The 19594-nt window shown below is 42.2% G+C and carries 23 protein-coding genes and 1 riboswitch; all 23 genes read right to left on the reverse strand.

Features of this window, described 5'->3' with window-relative positions; genetic code table 11:
• Positions 1 to 16 precede the first annotated feature (16 nt).
• Positions 17 to 544, reverse strand: coding sequence for a redoxin domain-containing protein (locus tag ACWPWY_RS11710; RefSeq protein ID WP_454191855.1), 528 nt, complete (start codon positions 542 to 544; stop codon positions 17 to 19).
• Between the two features lie 115 nt (positions 545 to 659).
• The gene (locus tag ACWPWY_RS11715) at positions 660 to 1406 is read right to left on the reverse strand and encodes a pseudouridine synthase (RefSeq protein WP_454191856.1); all 747 of its coding nucleotides are present in this window, start codon (positions 1404 to 1406) and stop codon (positions 660 to 662) included.
• A gap of 118 nt (positions 1407 to 1524) precedes the next feature.
• Positions 1525 to 2058, reverse strand: a complete 534-nt coding sequence (locus ACWPWY_RS11720; protein ID WP_191799212.1) for a spore maturation protein — start codon at positions 2056 to 2058, stop codon at positions 1525 to 1527.
• Positions 2059 to 2062: 4 nt separating this feature from the next.
• Positions 2063 to 2704, reverse strand: a complete 642-nt coding sequence (locus ACWPWY_RS11725) for a nucleoside recognition domain-containing protein (protein WP_454191857.1) — start codon at positions 2702 to 2704, stop codon at positions 2063 to 2065.
• A 27-nt stretch (positions 2705 to 2731) separates the two neighbouring features.
• Entirely contained in the window at positions 2732 to 3931 is a 1200-nt protein-coding gene (locus tag ACWPWY_RS11730; RefSeq protein WP_454191858.1) for a D-alanyl-D-alanine carboxypeptidase family protein, read from the reverse strand.
• 148 nt (positions 3932 to 4079) lie between these two features.
• A complete protein-coding gene (ytfJ, locus tag ACWPWY_RS11735) occupies positions 4080 to 4517 on the reverse strand; it encodes a GerW family sporulation protein (protein ID WP_454191859.1) in 438 nt (145 codons plus the stop codon).
• 106 nt (positions 4518 to 4623) lie between these two features.
• Positions 4624 to 5307 carry a DUF2953 domain-containing protein gene (locus ACWPWY_RS11740; RefSeq protein ID WP_454191860.1) on the reverse strand — a complete coding sequence of 228 codons (684 nt, stop codon included), beginning with the start codon at positions 5305 to 5307 and terminating at the stop codon, positions 4624 to 4626.
• Between the two features lie 135 nt (positions 5308 to 5442).
• Complete coding sequence (gene scpB / locus ACWPWY_RS11745) at positions 5443 to 6048, reverse strand: SMC-Scp complex subunit ScpB (protein ID WP_454191861.1); 606 nt, start codon at positions 6046 to 6048, stop codon at positions 5443 to 5445.
• The gene (locus ACWPWY_RS11750; RefSeq protein WP_454191862.1) at positions 6017 to 6817 is read right to left on the reverse strand and encodes a segregation and condensation protein A; all 801 of its coding nucleotides are present in this window, start codon (positions 6815 to 6817) and stop codon (positions 6017 to 6019) included. Before ACWPWY_RS11750 ends, scpB begins: the two co-directional genes overlap by 32 nt.
• Positions 6818 to 6921: 104 nt before the next feature.
• Complete coding sequence (ribH, locus tag ACWPWY_RS11755; protein WP_454191863.1) at positions 6922 to 7389, reverse strand: 6,7-dimethyl-8-ribityllumazine synthase; 468 nt, start codon at positions 7387 to 7389, stop codon at positions 6922 to 6924.
• 25 nt (positions 7390 to 7414) lie between these two features.
• Entirely contained in the window at positions 7415 to 8656 is a 1242-nt protein-coding gene (locus ACWPWY_RS11760; RefSeq protein WP_454192868.1) for a bifunctional 3,4-dihydroxy-2-butanone-4-phosphate synthase/GTP cyclohydrolase II, read from the reverse strand.
• Positions 8657 to 8684: 28 nt separating this feature from the next.
• Positions 8685 to 9374, reverse strand: coding sequence for a riboflavin synthase (gene ribE, locus ACWPWY_RS11765; RefSeq protein WP_454191864.1), 690 nt, complete (start codon positions 9372 to 9374; stop codon positions 8685 to 8687).
• 6 nt (positions 9375 to 9380) lie between these two features.
• On the reverse strand, positions 9381 to 10496 hold the full coding sequence (gene ribD / locus ACWPWY_RS11770) for a bifunctional diaminohydroxyphosphoribosylaminopyrimidine deaminase/5-amino-6-(5-phosphoribosylamino)uracil reductase RibD (protein ID WP_454191865.1): 1116 nt from the start codon (positions 10494 to 10496) through the stop codon (positions 9381 to 9383).
• A 244-nt stretch (positions 10497 to 10740) separates the two neighbouring features.
• Positions 10741 to 10906, reverse strand: a riboswitch (FMN riboswitch).
• 128 nt (positions 10907 to 11034) lie between these two features.
• The gene (locus ACWPWY_RS11775) at positions 11035 to 11475 is read right to left on the reverse strand and encodes a peptidylprolyl isomerase (protein ID WP_191799201.1); all 441 of its coding nucleotides are present in this window, start codon (positions 11473 to 11475) and stop codon (positions 11035 to 11037) included.
• Positions 11476 to 11629: 154 nt separating this feature from the next.
• Positions 11630 to 12121: a nucleoside 2-deoxyribosyltransferase gene (locus ACWPWY_RS11780; protein ID WP_454191866.1), complete on the reverse strand. Its 492-nt coding sequence runs from the start codon at positions 12119 to 12121 to the stop codon at positions 11630 to 11632.
• Positions 12122 to 12323: 202 nt separating this feature from the next.
• On the reverse strand, positions 12324 to 13655 hold the full coding sequence (gene lysA / locus ACWPWY_RS11785; protein ID WP_454191867.1) for a diaminopimelate decarboxylase: 1332 nt from the start codon (positions 13653 to 13655) through the stop codon (positions 12324 to 12326).
• A gap of 126 nt (positions 13656 to 13781) precedes the next feature.
• Positions 13782 to 15353, reverse strand: coding sequence for a spore germination protein (locus ACWPWY_RS11790; protein WP_454191868.1), 1572 nt, complete (start codon positions 15351 to 15353; stop codon positions 13782 to 13784).
• Between the two features lie 14 nt (positions 15354 to 15367).
• Positions 15368 to 15790 (reverse strand): stage V sporulation protein AB, encoded by a 423-nt coding sequence (locus ACWPWY_RS11795; protein ID WP_454191869.1) that lies wholly within the window; start codon positions 15788 to 15790, stop codon positions 15368 to 15370.
• Positions 15787 to 16446 (reverse strand): stage V sporulation protein AA, encoded by a 660-nt coding sequence (locus ACWPWY_RS11800; protein ID WP_454191870.1) that lies wholly within the window; start codon positions 16444 to 16446, stop codon positions 15787 to 15789. Before ACWPWY_RS11800 ends, ACWPWY_RS11795 begins: the two co-directional genes overlap by 4 nt.
• A gap of 218 nt (positions 16447 to 16664) precedes the next feature.
• Positions 16665 to 17420, reverse strand: a complete 756-nt coding sequence (gene sigF, locus ACWPWY_RS11805; protein ID WP_454191871.1) for an RNA polymerase sporulation sigma factor SigF — start codon at positions 17418 to 17420, stop codon at positions 16665 to 16667.
• A gap of 11 nt (positions 17421 to 17431) precedes the next feature.
• Positions 17432 to 17884 (reverse strand): anti-sigma F factor, encoded by a 453-nt coding sequence (gene spoIIAB, locus ACWPWY_RS11810; RefSeq protein ID WP_454191872.1) that lies wholly within the window; start codon positions 17882 to 17884, stop codon positions 17432 to 17434.
• Positions 17881 to 18234, reverse strand: coding sequence for an anti-sigma F factor antagonist (gene spoIIAA / locus ACWPWY_RS11815; RefSeq protein WP_160033373.1), 354 nt, complete (start codon positions 18232 to 18234; stop codon positions 17881 to 17883). Before spoIIAA ends, spoIIAB begins: the two co-directional genes overlap by 4 nt.
• A gap of 113 nt (positions 18235 to 18347) precedes the next feature.
• Positions 18348 to 19532: a D-alanyl-D-alanine carboxypeptidase family protein gene (locus tag ACWPWY_RS11820; protein ID WP_454191873.1), complete on the reverse strand. Its 1185-nt coding sequence runs from the start codon at positions 19530 to 19532 to the stop codon at positions 18348 to 18350.
• Positions 19533 to 19594: the final 62 nt, after the last annotated feature.

Consider the following 19594-nt stretch of genomic DNA (forward strand, 5'->3'; position numbering starts at 1 on the left):
TTAACCTCCTATCCCCTCAATTTGAATTAACTAGCTGCTTGATTTTGTACTCCAACGTGTCCAAATTCAGCTGACCTTCAAATTTCTCGGAGATTTTTCCGTCTCTAGATACAAAAAAAGTAGAAGGCATCGGTGCAATACCAAACTCACCCGTCACTTTTCTTCCCTTGTCATACATAATTGGAAAATCCACACCGACTCCGTGAACAAACTGATTCACCGTCATCTGATCTTCCCCTACATTTACGCCGATGAATACCACGCCTTGTTCTTTCCATTTGTCCCATTGTTTCTGCAAGGCGGGCATTTCATCGACACATGGCTCGCACCAAGTTCCCCAAAAATTGATAACCATGACTTTATCCTTGTATTCTGCAAGGGTATGAACTTTACCATCCATTCCAAGCAGTTCAAAATCAGGCACACGATCACCGACACCGGGTTTTTCATCCGAACCAAAAACAGACGAGCCAATGGCGTAGGCACCCAAGATGACAATGAATATCAAAATAATAACCTGAACGGTTCTTTTTGATCTTCCCATCGTTAATGCGCTCCTTTTATGACAATTATGTCTAATTATCCAGCCTATGGATAATTATAACGAAAAATGTCACAAAATTTCGTCTGTTTTTTGAAAATTATGTGTCCTTACGGATTTATTTTTTGTTATTCTTTTCTGCTCCGGATTGGGCAGATTGCATCAAGTTATTGATTTCTTCTTTCGTCAAGTGGCGATATAATCCCCGTTTTAAGTTTTGAAGGAGAAGTCCGCCAAAAGATATCCGTTTCAGTCTTGTCACCGGATGGTTGATTGCTTCAAACATACGACGAACCTGACGATTACGTCCTTCATGAATCGTAATACTAATGACCGCTTCTTTCTTGTCAGTATCTACATCCTTATATTCCACTTCTGCAGGATGTGTCATTCCATCGTCCAGCATAATCCCTTTTCTTAACTGATCCAGTGCAGTTCCGTGCGGAACTCCTTTTACTGTAGCCAGATAAGTCTTAGGTACATGATGTTTTGGATGCGTTAGCAGATGTGCAAATTCACCATCATTCGTTAGCAAGAGCAGTCCTTCGGTATCATAGTCTAGTCTTCCTACCGGATAGACTCTTTCTTTGATCCCTTTGAGATAGTCTGACACAATTTTTCTGCCCTCTGGGTCAGAAGCACTTGTGATGACTCCTTTTGGTTTATTCAGCATGACATAAATTTTCTTCTCACTACGAATCGGTCTACCGTTTACCGTAATGATATCCTCATCGGGATTTGCTTTCGTACCAAGCTCGGTCACTACTTCTCCGTTGACTTCAACCTTACCGGACAAAATAAGCTCTTCGCTTTTACGTCTGGAAGCAATCCCTGCTTGTGCAATAATTTTTTGTAATCTCTCCATATTCAATAAGTCACCTCAGGAATTAATGATACCCATCAGAAGGAGAAATAACAAGGTTATGAAAAGGAAATAACCCTCAGAGCACTCTCCAAGGGCTTGATCTCAGCGTAAACGGGGTTTAACCAAAGACAAGAAGACATATAAAGATAGCTGCTACAAAGCCGACAAGATCAGAAAAAAGCCCTACTTTGAGTGCATATCTGCCGTTTCTAATACCGACAGCTCCAAAATAAACAGTGAGTACATATAGCGTCGTATCCGTGCTTCCTTGCACCGTTGAAGCGATTCTTCCAATCATGGAGTCTGGACCATATGTTCCAATTAAATCCGTTGTAAAAGCAAGAGAACCCGTCCCTGTCAGCGGTCTGAGTATACCGAGAGGTAATATTTCAGAAGGAACCCCCATCCACTGAAACAAAGGAGTAAAGAAACTCATAAAGAAATCAAGTGCCCCCGAAGCGCGAAATACGCTAATCGCCACCATCATAGCCACGAGTTGAGGAATGATAGAAATCGCAGTGCCAAAACCTTCCTTGGCTCCTTCTACAAAGGATTCATAAACAAGGACCTTACGATAATAGGCATATAATGGAACAAAAGCGATAATGATCGGAATGGCCCATGTAGAGATTAGATTAATAAAAGATAACATGTGCTCACCCTTTCACACTTGTTTCCGCCTGCGGTGGCTGTTTTCTATTTATTATGCGTTTAGGTGTCCTCGGTAATCTGCTTCGGTAAAACCGATCCAGTATAATGGCTGCCGCCGTTGCAAAGGCTGTAGCAACCAGGGTAGTCCCCACAATTTCAGCGGGATTCGCAGAATGATAATTCAGCCGGATTGCAATCAGTGTGGTCGGGATCAGCGTAATGCTCGCTGTGTTTAAAGCTAGTAATGTGCACATCGCAGGACTTGCTACTTGTTTATCCGGATTCAGTTCCTGAAGTTGCTGCATCGCTTTAATTCCCATTGGAGTAGCCGCATTACCAAGCCCCAGTAAGTTAGCACTCATATTGGAGAGAATATATCCCATGGCAGGATGATTTTTAGGAACATCTGGAAATAAATAACTCACAACGGGTCCTAAAAGTTTGGCGATCTTAGACAGCAGGCCAGCATCTTCCGCCATCTTCATCATCCCCATCCAGAAGACAAGAACACTAATGAGTCCAAAACAAACCGTTACACCGGTAGCGGCCCCATCAAAAGCTGACTGAGTAACCACTTCAATGTTCCCTTTTGCCGCTGCAAAACAAAATCCAATCACAATCATGGCAAGCCAAATGACATTTATCAACGTGAACCCCTCCCGCTTCGGATTCCTTTATTCTCTTGTGAATAGTTGGCCGAGAACTTCTCGGATCGAACTTAAAAATGTACTCTTATGGACCAGATTATAAGATAAGACAGAAGTTTCGGCTGAAGTATCTTTAGGAATAAAGCTTACCTTTTTATACACAGGGATATGACCGATTTTCACTCCATTTAGCATAAATTCTACGCGTCCTTTAAGTCCAAAGTTTGCATCTTTATCCACAATTTTTTTAGCTTCTTCCAGTTGCTGATCATAAAGAATCAGCTTTGTTTTGATATTTTCCGCTTCGGATACAAGTAATGGATATTTAAATGAGTTACCCGTGACATATTGATATTGTTGTATCGACTGACCTTTTCGCGCGAGATCCACAAGTGGATAGTACTCAAATCCATAGTTCAACATTTTAGCGTGATCGTTCCAATCATCCCCATCATTTAAAGTTACGGCTGCAAGTTGTTGCCCTTCGCGAGTTGCAGAACTCACAAGACACCGAAATGCCAGCTTCGTATACCCAGTTTTGACTCCGTCAGCTCCTTCATAAAGCCGTAGCATCTTGTTTTTATTCAGCCAATTATAATCCCAGGTTTCATTTGGATTAGGTACTTTTTTTTGCGGCGTACCGACAATGCGTTTGAAATCCGCATTATGAAGTGCGTACGCGGTTAGCTTGGCCATATCATTGGCTGTAGAATAGTGACCTTCGGCATCAAGCCCGTGGGGGTTCTTAAACTGGGTATGGCTGAGCCCGATTTCCTCAGCTTTCAGATTCATTAAGTGGACGAACCCTTCTTCTGACCCCCCAACGTGCTCCGCAATAGCGGTAGCCGCATCATTTCCTGAGCGGAGCATCAGACCGTACAACATATTCTCCAGAGACATTTTCTCTCCTAGTTTTAAATACAAAGAGGAACCTTCTTTGCCGGCTGCTTTTTTACTTACGGTTACCATACTTTTTAAGTCCGTTTTTTCCACGGCAACTAGAGCTGTCATGATTTTGGTTAGACTCGCAATTCTCATTTCCTTATCTCCGTCTTTGCTGTACAGAATGCGACCAGAACTCACATCAATGAGCGAAGCGGTCTCTGCATTGGTATGAAGTGCTGGGGGTTCCTTATGGTCTAGTTTATGATCAGCATAAGCGGTAAGAGGTGATAACATAAGTGTTACTACTAGCGGCAACACAATACATTTTTTCAATAGTTTCATAAGTTCTCCTCCGGGTCCTTTTGCAGAATCTTGTACTATACTATGTTCTTGTCCATCGAAGTATGTCCTCGTTAGGACAATCTGCTTGTCGTTACCAAAACAAATTCCCTTCCATCACAAGACTGGAAGGGAATTTGTTTTTTTGTTGCTACTGGGAAGAAGATGCAGTCGTTGTTGAGTTTGTTTGATTATTATTGAAAAGTTGCTGCATTTGATCGATTAATTTAGGCGCTTGATCAATAATCTTCTCAAACAGATGCGTATTGTTATCTAGAGGAACGATTTTAACTCCATCTTTTCCTACAACGAGAAAGGCAATCGGATGTATGGATACACCGCCCCCGCTACCCCCGCCAAAAGGAACTGCTGAAGACGAATGAGCGCCACTGCGATCATACTGCTGTTCTGCTTCTAGATGAAAATCACTGCCTCCTGCTGCAAAACCAAAACCAACACGGCTAATCGGTAAAATAACGGTACCGTCTGGTGTTTCTACCGCATCGCCTACAATGGTATTTACATCAACCATCGCTTTAATATTTTCCATGGCTGTTTTCATTAGACCTTGAATCGGATGATCTGACATAGAATACATACCTCCTGCTTATCAATAGTTTGACATAATATAGGTTTCCCAACTTTCAGTCTCTCTATGTGTGTATTGATGAAAAAAAATTGTTTGTTCTTTTCCATTACTTTAGTTCACGGTGCCAAGCCCAAATTCCGCCATGCGCATTCACGATACCACGACTTAGCGTACGGAAGATTTTCATCAACCTGAAAAATCGAATGTAAGCCCGAAACTCCAGAAGGGTATCAAGAGCCCACTGTTCCTCCCAAATCGCATTCACTTTTAGATCAGGTCCGTCAGTAAATTTCACTTTATAAGACATCCATCCGAGCATCGTATTTTTAATCCCCCATAACAATCCAGTCAATACAGAAGTGGTTACCACATCCTCTGTACCAAGCCTTGTTTGCCAAGTTAATTTCGTAATACGTAGCATCGAAAAATCTTTTGTGTCCCAAATACGGAGCGCATAAGCACTTTTTATTAGCTCCTTGATTTGATAATGGAATCCTTTTTGACCTCGCTTATTGGTGGAAGCAGCTTCTTGAGATCCATCGTCACGCTTTTTTTCATTTATTTTCTTCTTTACAGATTGAGCAAGCTGTATCTTCAACTCTTCAAAACTCTCAGGTGGAAGTTCATAATGAAAACGGACTATGCCGTATATCAACTTCACCTGAAATTCCATTTCTGCTTGGGTGTCTCGCGTCTTTATACTAGCTTCAATATGTATATTGGATAACAAGACCAAGATGAGGAGTAGAATAATAACAGCTAAAAATATCAATCCAATCCAAATCCACACACGGTTTCCTCCTGTTTTATAAGTCTCTGCTTACTTCCCTGCATACATTAGTCTAGTATGTTCATAAAAATTGGAAAGCATTCTGCTGTGAACAAAAAGAAACCGATCCTCTATAAAAGAGCATCGGTTTCTCATTTAACTATTTTGTTGATTGTCTTCATCCAGCAAATTCTGTTCAAGCTTAGTAAACAGAAGCTGTGTTTCTTCTTCTTGCGGGTCGGCTTCCTCAAATAAATTGGGTTCCGGCAGATCCTTAATTGTTCCAAGACCAAAATAATCAAGGAATGCTTTCGTTGTCCCATAGAGAATTGGTCTGCCAATGGCTTCCGCTCTTCCTACTTCGTGTATCAAATCCTTGTTGACCAGCGTATGAATCGCTCGTTCCGATTTGACTCCTCGAATTTCCTCGATCTCAATTCTTGTGATCGGTTGGCGATACGCAATGATGGACAGCGTTTCAAGTGCTGCCTGGGATAGAGAAGAGCGTGACGGCGAATAGGCTAGTTTTTCAAAATATGGAGCATGATCCGGAAGTGTACCCATTTGAAAATTGCCGGCAATTTTCAGAATCTGTAGACCCCTCTGCTGTTCTGTATATTCTTGTTTTAGCTCCTCGAGGGCACCAGCCACGATATCTTGAGACTCGTTAACGATTTCCGAGAGCTGCTTAACACCCAGCCCTTCCTCTCCCGCTAAAAACAAAAGTCCCTCAATAATCGATTTCAATGTTCGCAAGTCCATCGATCTGTTTTTCCCCTCTCCATTCCATCACGATATCTTCAAACAATCGTTCCTGGTAACATACAATTTTTTTCATTTTCATCAACTCCAAAATCGCTAAAAACGTTACTACAATTTCTTGACGAATCATTTCTTCATGAAACAACTTGGAAAAAAGCATCTTCCCGCCATATCCTTTGGCTTGCAGTGCTCCTGCCACATCACGAATCCGATCTTTGACCGAAATTTCATCCCGATGAATTTTAGCCACAGCTGGCTGCCTAGAAGATCTGCTTAGCGCTTTTTGAAAAGCCGCTATTAAATCCGAGGTATGCAGTCCCTGCACCGGATTACTTGGTTCTACCTGAACATATGGAGTCAGATCTTCCGGTTCCTTCGAGAAGATCAAACTTCTCTCCGATTCCCTCTCGTGCAGATGACGGGCAATTCCTTTGAATTTACGGTATTCCATAAGTCGCTGTACAAGTTCAGCGCGAGGATCGTACATTTCCTCTTCCATGTAATCATCATAGATTTCATCATCCGCAAACACTGGTGGTTTCGGAAGGAGTATTTTGGATTTAATCGCAAGCAAGGTTGCCGCCATGACAAGAAATTCACTTGTAATATCAAGTTCTAATTCCTGCATGGAATGAATGTAGTCCATATATTGATCTGTTATATGACTGATCGGAATATCTTGGATGTCAATTTCATGTTTGTCAATCAAGTGCAATAAAAGGTCCAAAGGTCCTTCAAACGTTTCAAGCTTATAGGTTACAACCGTCAATGGACGCATCCTCCCGCTACAGTTACAAAATACAAGAACCCTGCCCCCGCATCTTTTGTATTGTAACAAAAGATGCGAGTACAGGGCACTACATTAAATAAGCACTATTTTAGCTGTTTCGTCAAGTTTGCCATTTCAATCGCTGCTACTGCAGCATCCCAACCTTTGTTGCCTGCCTTGGTTCCAGAACGCTCAATCGCTTGTTCTATATTCTCTGTGGAAACCAGACCGAAGATTGTAGGAACACCTGTTTTTAGGTTAATCGCGGCAACTCCTTTGGACATTTCATTACATACATAATCATAGTGCGTTGTTGAACCTCGAATTACGGTAGCCAGCGTGACAACGGCGTCATATTTGCCGCTCTCCGCCATCTTTTGGGCTACAAGCGGAATCTCAAAAGCACCAGGAACCCATGCGACATCGACTTCATCATCTTGTACTCCATGGCGTTTGAAAGCATCAAGTGAAGCGGATAATAACTTACTTGTTAAAAACTCGTTAAACCGTGCTACCACGACTCCATATCGTAATCCCTCAGAAACTAAATTCCCCTCAAAAACATTTGCCATAATCTACATCTCCCTTTCGTGTCGTTTACAACTCTTTATTCTCGTTCTGTTCAATATCATCAAACGTTAACATATGACCCAGCTTTGCCTGCTTCGTATGGAGATAGGAAGTATTTTCTACGTTCTCTGCAATTTGAATGGAAATTCGTTCCACAACTTCTAGACCATACCCTTCCAGTCCCTTGATTTTGCGCGGATTGTTAGTAAGAAGTCTGATTTTACTAATTCCCAGATCTTTTAGAATTTGTGCACCAATGCCGTAGTCCCTTAGATCAGCCGGAAAACCAAGTTTTAAATTAGCATCAACGGTATCGAGTCCTTGTTCCTGCAGCTTATAAGCTTTTAATTTATTAATAAGTCCAATTCCTCGTCCTTCTTGTCGCATATAGAGCAGTACGCCGCTTCCATTCTCGTGAATTTGCCGAAGAGCTGCTTCAAATTGGGGACCGCAGTCACATCTGTGAGAGTGGAAAACATCACCTGTCAGACATTCGGAGTGGACCCGAACCAGAACAGGTTCATCTGTATTCAGCTCTCCTTTGACAAGAGCAATATGCTCTTTGTTATCTACCTCATTGGTATAAGCGATGGCCTGAAACACACCAAAATCGGTAGGCATCCGAACGCTAACTTCCCTTGTTACAAGTCTTTCTTGCGAGTTACGATAAGCAATCATATCTTTAATGGTAATTAGTTTCAGATCATGTTTTTTAGCCATTTCAACCAGATCAGGCAGACGTGCCATTGATCCATCTTCTTTAATAATCTCACATATCACACCAGCTGGATAAGCTCCGCTCATTCGCGCAAGATCTACCGCGGCTTCCGTGTGTCCAGCTCGTCTTAATACCCCGCCTTTTTTCGCAATTAAAGGAAACATGTGCCCTGGTTTTCTGAAATCTTGCCCTACAGCCTCAGGATCAATAAGCGATTTCACCGTCATCGAACGTTCCTGCGCTGAAATCCCTGTCGTTGTCAGCTTATGATCTACAGATACCGTAAAGGCTGTACCATGAAAATCGGTATTATGCTGTACCATTGGTTTTAATTCCAACTCATTTGCACGTTCTTGTGTAATCGGAACACATACAAGGCCACGGCCCTCAGTAATCATAAAATTAATGACTTCTGGCGTAGCAAGTTCGGCCAGGGCAACAAAGTCCCCTTCATTCTCACGGTCTTCATCATCTACGACGATAACGACCTTTCCTTTTTGTAGATCCTGAATTGCTTCTTCTACTGTATGAAACAGGAATGTATTTTCCATCATGATTACCTGCTTTCACTTGTTAGTCTTATAATGATGTATGAATTTTTTTATTTATGAAAAACCATATTAAAAACTCATAACTGAGTGCAACAGATTTCCCCTTCTGTGAAGGTCCATTATTTTCGTGATATCGGAGTAAATGGTTTACATATTTTCCGATGACATCACATTCAATATTGACAAGATCACCCGTATTTCGATAAGCCAGCACCGTCTGATCTAGCGTATGTGGAATGATGGAGACTGTAAAATCACTTCCCGTAACATCCACAACGGTTAAGCTGATTCCTTCCACAGTGATCGATCCTTTGGGAATAATATAGCGAAATACTTCTGTACTCACCGGAGCTATTTTAAATACGACCGCATTTTGATCTCTTCTAATAGAAGTAATATGGGCTGTGCCATCAACATGACCTTGCACAATGTGACCACCAAATCGACCTTTTGCAGACATGGCTCTTTCGAGGTTAACTGGGCTTCCATTTCCCAATAATTTCAGATTCGTGTGTCTATAAGTCTCAGGCATCACATCGACTAGAAATCCGGAAGCTTCGATCGACGTAACGGTTAGACATACTCCATTTACAGCTACACTGTCACCAATGTTTAAGTCCTCCGTTACTCGCTTAGCTGAAATACCAAGCACCATCGCTTCTCCCTTCCGGCCTATACTCCGCACTTTCCCTATTTCTTCAACTAAGCCGGTAAACAAAATACATCACTCCTTATCCACTTTCCGCCAGACGGGTAAACCTGAAATACGGATATTGTCATCCAGTATCTCTACCTCAAGATTCCTCAGCGTAATCGCTTCACTCATGCGTTCTACTCCTTCAAAACGGAAGCTGCCGAGGTTGTTATATCCACCCACAATTTTGGGAGCCATGAACATAACGAGCCGATCCACCAGTTTGTTCTCCAGCATAGCACCGTTTAATGTACCCCCGCCTTCGAGCAGGATCGAACCAATTTCAAGTTCACTCAGTTTACGAAGTGCTGCCAAGAGATCAACCCTTGGTCCTGTACCACAGCGAATGACCTGAACCCCTTGTTTCTCAAAATAATCAGCACGCTCCTTATCTGCTCCCTCCGTTGCAATCAGTATGGTGGGGGCAAGGCCGTCTTGCACTATTTTCGCGTCCCGAGGGGTTCGAAGCTGTGAATCTATAATGATTCGCACGGGATTTATCCCATCCACATCTAACCGGGTAGTTAACTCGGGATTGTCTGCTATTACGGTCCCTACCCCGACCATAATTCCTTGGTGGCGATGCCGGAGCAAGTGAACATGTTCCCTCGCTTTTTCATTCGAAATCCACTTACTATCTCCACTTTTGGCAGCTATTTTCCCATCTAGAGTGGAAGCAGTCTTGAGCGTTACAAAAGGAAGTCCTGTCGTAATATACTTAAAAAACTTTTCGTTAAGATATCTCGCACGGTCTTGAAGTAATCCTACTTCAACCTCAATTCCTTGGCCCCGAAGCATAGAGATTCCTTTACCCGCAACCTCATGATTCGGATCCTCACAGGCTATGATCACCTTTTTTACCTTGGCTCTGATCAGCTTTTCACTGCAAGGAGGTGTTTTACCGTAATGAGAGCAAGGTTCTAACGTAACGTAAACGGTACTACCCTCCGCTTCTTCCCCAGCCATCTCTAGAGCATGTACTTCCGCATGGCCCTTACCTCTTTGCAGATGAGTACCGAGACCAACCATTCGGCCATTTTTGACAATAACACAACCTACAACCGGATTAATTCCTGTCTGTCCCTGTGCCCTTTCTGCCATTTCGAGTGCAAGTGTCATGTAGAATTCATCATTCATCACGTCCATACTTATCACCTCATTTCACTGCGCCTCTTACATACACTAGAAAACAAAAAGACCCTCAACCGATACATAATATCGGACGGGGGCCCTGAGAGAACAACGAATAAAAGCATAACAAATCAAAATCGCTAATAAGCAGCTCTTCATCAAAGATATGTCAAATAAATAGACATAGCAAATAGAAAAACTTCTGCTAACTCAACTGATTTGAAAGCCAGTAAATAAACATATAACGTCTATGTACTTTCTATTCCTTCTCTCATCCAGACTATACTGTCGGTTCCGGAGTTTCACCAGATCCACCGTAAGCATACGCTTAACGGGTCACGGACTTAGACTGATCAATAATACGATTACGTACCATAGAGGTCATCACCGCCGGTAGGGAATTTCGCCCTGCCCCGAAGGAAAATCGATATGAAATTGTAAAAAGCTTAATGAAATAGTAGCACCGTAATCTACAAAAATCAACAGGATCTATAAAAAATTCATTCCATAAATGAAAAAACACCCCTGAGCAGGGGTGTTTACGGGTTAGATCCTATTCAACATCAAATACTTTAACCTCTACCATCTTGTCCCCATTTTTCATGTTAAGGGCTGTTTCAAGACCTGAGGTTACTTTACCAAATACAGTGTGAACACCATCTAAATGTGGTTGTGGTTCATGTACGATGAAAAACTGACTGGAGCCAGTATCCCTACCTGCATGAGCCATAGACAAAGAACCTGCCTCATGTTTATGAGGGTTTCCTGCAGTCTCACATTTGATCGTAGTTCCACTACCTCCCATACCCGTACCTGTAGGGTCTCCACCTTGACTAACAAAGCCTGGGATTACTCTATGGAAAATAACTCCATCATAAAATCCCTCGTTAGCCAATTTCTCAAAGTTTGCTACTGTGTTAGGAGCTTCATTTGGGTAAAATTCAAGTTCCATTTTCTCCCCATTTTCCATAACAATATATCCTTTTTTAGCCATTGTAATTCCTCCTACAAAATAAATTGCCTCCAATAGCATACTATGAGTAAACACTCTAAAGCAACTTTGATAGTCCATATAATTAAAAAGATAGAACCTGTAAAGTCAGGATTCATGGTGTGAACACTCAGATACTATTTTTTCATTCGTGTCTTTACATTACATCTCCAGTGAATGGCATCTTAGGCATTTGGATAAAGTCATAATCAGCAACTGCCTCAGCAGTTTCTAGGTAAGCATGACAACTTTGGCTAATCATCAAGTTAACAATACCTGACTTTTCATGAACAATTATAACAGGCTTCCCTTTAGCAATGGCATATCCAATCTCAAAGGCTGTACCACTGTCAACATGTCCATGTCTTGCTCCATGTAGCTCCGTCTCTCCTTCATAGTCAATCACGGCTACTACAACATCAGCCCAATCAACATGATGAACATCATTACGGTAAACTGCATCTGCCCACTCTGCTGTATACATGGTTAGATGTGTTAGCTGCTCAAGTCTTGGAGAGAAAAACTCTCCGACAAAAGGATTATTCTCCAGTGCTTTCTCCACTCTCTGCACTCTGTCTACTTGCTCCTCACTAAAAAACGGACTTGCAAGGTATACTTTAACCTTATTCATTTCTTGTTTCGTCATCATTATCAATCTCCTCTGTTATAGTCATTATTTTAGTTTGTTATTATACCCAAATCAATACTTTAAGCTTTTCATCTCTTCACTCTATTTGCAACCTCATGTAAACCTGTTTGTTAAAAGTGTGACAGGCACATAAAAACAAAAAAAGAGAGCTTTTCAGCTCTCTCTCATCTGCTGTCTATGTTTTAAACGTGACACACCTGAACTATGAAGTCACCGTTTGCTTATTCATACGTGCGGGAATCAGATCATTCCGAACGATATCTTCGTGACTCTCTCTACGAACAACCAAATCGCTTTGTCCATCCTGTACAAAAACAACAGCCGGCCGGCGGATGCGGTTATAATTGCTTGCCATTGAATAGTTATAGGCACCCGTACAAGCTACAGCTAAGAGGTCCCCTGTTTCAACTTTAGGTAGCGCCAAATCCCATATCAGCATATCTCCACTCTCACAAGCTTTTCCTGCAATGGATACCGTCTCCGCTACAGCTTCATTCGCACGGTTAGCAAGCATAGCTTCATACTGGGATTCATATAATGCAGGGCGAGGGTTATCTGACATGCCGCCATCGACAGCAACATATTTACGAACACCCGGAATATCTTTACTTGTACCGACTGTATACAGTGTAGTTCCTGCTTCCCCGACAAGACTGCGACCAGGTTCAACCCAAATTTCAGGAAGTTCTTCCCCAATACCCGCAAAATGTTTTTTTACACCATCCGTTATTGCTTTAACGTATTGTGACACTTCGAGAGGTGTATCTCCTTCTACATAACGAATCCCAAATCCACCGCCAAGATTAACTACCTGGAAGGTAAGTCCGAGCTTCTCTTTTACTTCTCTCGCAAATCCAGCAACACGCTCTACTGCCATCTGGAAACCTTCCACCTCGAAAATCTGCGAACCAATATGAGAATGTACCCCAAGGAGCTGTAAATGAGACTGCTTACTTGCCAGTTCAATAGCTTCAAAAGCAGATCCATTACCGATATCAAATCCAAATTTCGAATCCGTTTGTCCTGTAGAAATATATTCATGTGTGTGAGCTTCAACACCGGGAGTGATCCGCAGCAAAATTTTCACGGTTTGATTCTTCTCTGCTGCCATGGCTTGTAAGAGATGAATCTCAGTAAAGTTATCCACTACAAAACAACCAATCTTTGCATCCAATGCCATTTCAATTTCGTCAGGTGTTTTATTGTTTCCATGAAAATGAATGCGTTCTGCCGGGAAACCCGCTTGCATTGCGGTATAAAGTTCTCCATCTGAAACCACATCCAGGGAAAGACCTTCCTGTTCCACAAGAGTACACATTGCTTTTACACTGAAAGCTTTGCTTGCATAGGCTACTTGAAAGGTGAGTCCTGATGCTTTGAATGCATCCATATATTCTCTTGCACGCTGACGAATCAATTGCTCGTCTACGATATATAGCGGTGTTCCATATTCTTGTTTAAGTTCAACCGTATCGCAGCCACCGATTTCAAGATGACCTAAAGCATTAATTTTGCTAGTACCGTGTAAATACATTATTGGCAATTCCTCACTTTTCCTGGAATGATTCCATCTAATTTTACATCAGTATAGCAGAAATTGGCTTTACGTATATATGGATTAATCGGCACAACATTTGTATTTTAATTACCCTTCTTAACCTTACTCTTCCTTCACTGGCTGCCGTGTATTATCTCGTGGCTTGTTGAAAGATGGTCTCTTTTTAGATGCAAGCACCGGTGAACGAATAATCGTTTCCATCATTGCCTTTGCATTAAAAGGTATAAACGGCCAGAGATACGCCGAATTATATGAACGATGGAGAGCAAGGATTAAGATCAGGACTGTCGTCCCTATGATAAGCCCCGGGGCTTTGAATGCAGCTACGACAACAAGTAAGATCAGCCTGATAATTCGGTTCGCCAGACCGAGTTCATAACTTGGTGTAGCGAACATTCCTATGGCTGCAACTGCCATATACAGGAGCACTTCATTTACAAAGAGTCCTGTTTTGACCGCGACATCTCCGATGAGAATGGCAGCAATCAGCCCCATCGCTGAGGCTAGCGGGGTAGGCGTATGTACGGCTGCCATCCGCATCAGATCGATCCCGACTTCGACGATAAGAAACTGCATGATAATCGGTAGTTTCACATTTTCTTGGGGTCCGATAAATTCCATTCCCTCTGGTTTCAAACTAGGTTCGATGACAAAGAGCATCCATAGAGGTAACAAGAATAAAGAGGCAAAGATCCCTAAAAAACGGACTAGCCGCAAATAAGTTCCCATAAAAGGTGTTTGTCTATTTTCTTCCGCATGCTGACAAAGGTCAAAAAATGTCGTCGGCATAATCATTACACTTGGCGATGTATCTACAAAAACAACAACCCTGCCCTCCAGCAAGTGGGAAGCTACAGAATCAGGCCGCTCCGAGTATCGGACTAAGGGAAACGGATTCCATCCTTCTTTAATAATCGCTTCTTCGAGCTGTTTATCTGCAAGCGGGATTCCATCCATGTTTACCTTTTCAATCTTCTCACGAATACTATCGACTTGAACTTTATCGACAATATCATCAATATAGGCAATACAAACATCTGTTTTTGTCCTACGACCAACTTGGAACAGTTCAAGCTTGAATCCTGGGTCACGCAGCCTTCTGCGGACGAGAGAAACGTTGGTAAGCAGCGTTTCTGTAAATCCATCTCTTGATCCGCGAACTACTCGTTCCAGTGATGGTTCTTCCGGATTTCGGGCCGGATAACTACGTGTATCAATAACGAGTGCGGTTTCTTCGCCTTCAATGAAGAATGCACTCATTCCGCTCATTACCTGAATAAAGATTTTACTAAGTTCCGTATATTTCGTTACCTGGATATGGGGAATGTAATACTCAAAGAAATCTTCTGCTGCATCAACATTCATTCCCCTAGAATTCACATAGGAAAGCCTCTCTAGTATTTCCGTTAGGACGGTGTCTTTGGAAAGACCTGTTACGAATAATAATCCCGTATGTCTTCCGCCAAAAGTCATCTCCCGGAAGTTAATATCAAAACTTTCTCCAAGTCCCATGACATACTTAAAAGTTTCCTTGAGCTTATCAAATTCAGGAAGCACTGTATCTTTTCCCTGCCAGTAAATAACGGACTCTTCAATTGAATCTGACTGTTCACTGTGCTTTTTCTCTTTGAGTTCGGCTTCTCTCATTTTTTCTTTTTCTTTTTCCTCAGCCATAATCAGGTCCTCCTTTATTTATCAAAGACAAACCAATCAAATAATGAACCTGCTACTTTTCCAAAAACCATAGCCATAAGTAATCCAAATAGGTACGGTTTCATTCCCAGCCTTTTCGCTAATATAGGAAGTACGTTGAGCACTTCGGTTAATGCAGCTGCAAGAAGACCTATAAATACACCGCATAATAAACCTACAAAAATTGCTACAATCGGCAACATTTTTATTTTCAAATGCCAAAAATCAGCTACCGTTCCGATCAGTGAGCCGGATATCATTGCGACTTCATATGCGTGTGCCTTGTTGTATGAACGAGTCAATTGTGCAAGACGTGGAATAATATCCAGTACGATAAACAGGGCAATCACACCACTCCCAACTGCAATACCACTGGCGACACCAAGAAACATAAGTATGACGCCGTCAAGTACAGTCATAGCGAATCCCTGCCGCTTACGTTATCCGCACTAATCGTGGATTTAATACGTTCGTATTCCTCACTGATCGTGTATTGATCTACATTTTGCTGATACAGATACATTTCCACTTCAAGTGGAGTAGGCTCATCGTTCCATTTTTTCTTGAATAAGTGGTTAAAAAATACGGCCATACCAAAACCGATCCCAATAGAGTAAGCAATCTGAAACATATAAGGATTCTCATCCCTATATCCAGTAAGCATCTCAACAACACGAACATGAACCTCTTTCATATTGACATCCGCATGGAAGTTCATAATCGTCAGAGCTGACCCGAAAAATAGTAAAAGCCATACCAACACGAAAAGGGATTTGGAAGGCGGTCGCTCACTCGGCATCAATTCAACTAAGGTATGACTGCTCCCAAGCGTCTCGACCTGAGCTCTCGGGACTACTTGTTTAATCCGTGCAATTAGAGGGAGCACGTCAACAAGTAACAATGTTCCATCCTTCTTTTCCGTATGGATCAGTACAGCTTCCCGTAATTGTTTTTCATACTCAGGCGGATCACTCAAAATATTAGCAACATGCTTAATTTGAAGGGTACTGCCCATCTTTATTTTAATTCGGCTGTGTAGCCGAACATACACTACAGGAGTGGATGTTTCATTCATCCTGACGTCACTCCTTATACTGCGAAATTAGACATAGTATGGAGATTTAGTCTCTTATTTATTCCTTCAATAGGAAAGAGAATCGGCTCTACCTAAATTAACATCACAAAAAAGACCCGATCCTATTACTAGGATCGGGTCTCATTCAGTTTTAATTCTCGTTGTTAAACGAATTAACAACTTATTATATTACGCAAATCCAATCTCATATCACGCAGTTACAGCGCAATCTGATCACGAATGACCTGTAAGATTTTCTTCTCTAATCTGGATACTTGTACTTGAGAAATACCGAGCCTTGTAGCCACTTCAGACTGGGTCTGATCCCGGTAATATCGGAGATACACAATCAGGCGTTCTCGCTCTGACAAGTTTCCAATCGCTTCGTTTAATGCAAGTTTATCAAACCAGCGCTCCTGAGATTCGTCAGCAATCTGATCCATTAAGGTAATCGGATCCCCATCGTTCTCAAACACCGTCTCATGAATGGAAGTCGGAGGCTTGTTTGCCTCCTGAGCAAAAACAACTTCCTCAGGTGTAATCCCTAAGGCCTCTGCCACTTCCTTAATTGTCGGTAACCGGTCTAAATATTTAGAGAGCTCATCTTTCTTCTTACGAACTTTGTTCGCTGTCTCCTTAAGTGACCGGCTTACCTTAATTGTTCCGTCATCTCTTAGGAACCTTTGAATTTCACCAATGATCATTGGCACTGCATACGTAGAGAACTTGACGTCGTAGCTGAGATCAAATTTGTCTACTGATTTCAGCAGCCCGATGCAGCCGATCTGAAACAGATCCTCAGGCTCGTATCCACGGTTCATAAACCGCTGTACGACGGACCACACAAGACGTATGTTACAATTGACAAGCGTGTCTCTGGCCACATTGTCCCCGCTTTGGGAGAGAGCAATGAGGCGTTTGACTTCCGCATCTTCTAGATACGTGTGTGTTTTATGTTTCGTTTCTGCTTCCATAGGTCCAACCCCTAATTATACAGTGCTTTCTTGGATTCTATTCTCTTCTTCATGATGATGGAAGTCCCGCGTCCAAGCTCGCTTGACACTTCAAATTCGTCCATGAAGTTTTCCATAATCGTAAAGCCCATACCTGAACGTTCCAGCTCCGGTTTAGAAGTATAAAGTGGCTGCTTCGCCATTTCGAGATCCTCTATTCCGTGTCCATTATCTTCAATAACCAGAGTAATGGTATCGTTTAGAATCTCCGCCTTAATCGTAACCACACCGTTCTCATCACTGTGATAACCATGAATAATACTATTGGTTACCGCTTCCGATACCACCGTCTTCAGATCACTCAGTTCATCCATCGTTGGATCAAGTTGTGAAATAAAGGCAGCAACTGCCACACGAGCAAAAGATTCATTTTCCGACTTCGCAGAGAACTGCAAGTTCATAAAATTCGATTGTCCTGGTTTCATGAGACTACCTCCAAACCCGAGAGGGCACTTCCCTCATTATCAAAAACCGGCATTATTTTGAATAAGCCCGACATATCAAGCAAACGGTGAACCGCCGGATTAGCGCCCGAAATCACCATTTTCCCGCCTTTATGATGGATCAGTTTATAGCGTCCTAGAATTACACCGAGACCCGAACTGTCCATAAACTGAAGATCTTGTAAACTAAGTACGAGATGCTTGCACTGTTGCTTCTGAATTGCTTCATCCATCTGCATACGAACGCCATCTGCCGTGTGATGATCTAGCTCTCCTGTAAGCCGGACAATGAGTACCCCGCGATCGTGCTCCATGTTCACTTGCAAATTCATGCTTGCTCACTCTCCTCCCTGTCATAGCCAACCATTTCTACATCTGTAAAATGGTTTCCTGCTCCGCGACAAAACTAGAAGAAAACTCTCATGAATCTACAAAAGTACTTTTTTTAGCGAAATAGATCGGAGGTTGTCCGTTTAAAGAGTTTCCAGAAACCTGCTTTCTCCACATCTACCGCTGCTTTGATCTCAAATTCTTTCAAAACTTTGTTATCTTGTGAAACGATCAATTTTCCTAAGACCTGACCTTTGACTATAGGTGCTTCAATCTCCGTTGGAATGGTCAGTTGCTGTGTCGTTTCATCCGATGCTCCTCTTTTCATAAGGACGCTGTAAGGTGTGTCGGCAATGATTTCAATCTCTTTGGTATTCCCTTTTTCTATCTGTACTTTGCCTATAACGTCACCTTTTTTATAGATGGTTTTCATCATATACTGAGAAAAAGCGTAATCAAGCATGTTAGAAACTTCACTGTTTCTGGTTTTAGTATTCGGTTCACCAAGTACCACTGCTACCACCCGCATGCCGTCTTTTACAGCGGTCGCAGACAAACAGAATTTAGCCTCTGATGTATAACCTGTCTTGAGACCATCGGCCCCTGGGTAGAATCGTACTAATTTATTTGTATTAACCAACCAAAATGGTTTTTCGGAATCTTTACGCAAGTGATCTTGATAAGCTCCTGTATATTTCGTAACATCCTTATGTTTCAATAACTCTCTGCTCATGATCGCAATATCATGTGCAGATGAATAATGATTATCAACGGGAAGCCCGTTACAGTTAGCGAAATTGGTATCCTTCATCCCAAGTTCCTTAGCACGGTTATTCATCATTTGGACAAATGCAGCTTCCGACCCTGCGATCTTCTCTGCCATGGCCACGGATGCATCGTTACCTGAAGCCATAGCGATCCCTTTGAGCATCTCATCTACCGTCATTTCTTCTCCGGCTTCAAGAAAGATTTGTGACCCGCCCATTGATGCAGCATACTCACTTGTACGAACTTTATCGGTCCATTTCAATTTCCCAGAATCAATCGCTTCCACAACCAATAACATGGTCATAATTTTGGTAATACTCGCTGGAGGAAGTTTCTCATGTCCATTTTTTTCATAGATAATGGTCCCTGTGTCTGCGTCAAGCAGCACCGCCGAAACTGCATTTTCCGCAAGTTCAACGGGAGGGATTACATTATTTTGCTCTTTAATCGGCTCCTCGGCTGTTGCGGTACCTGGAACAATAATGGCGCATGTCAACAAAAGAGCGGTTAGTATTTTTATTCTTTTCTTCATAAGTACCCGTATCCTCCTCTTCGGTCTATCCCTGAGTTAACTGATGTGTGGCGTCATACTGC

It is taken from the genome of Paenibacillus sp. Marseille-Q7038, assembly GCF_965111595.1.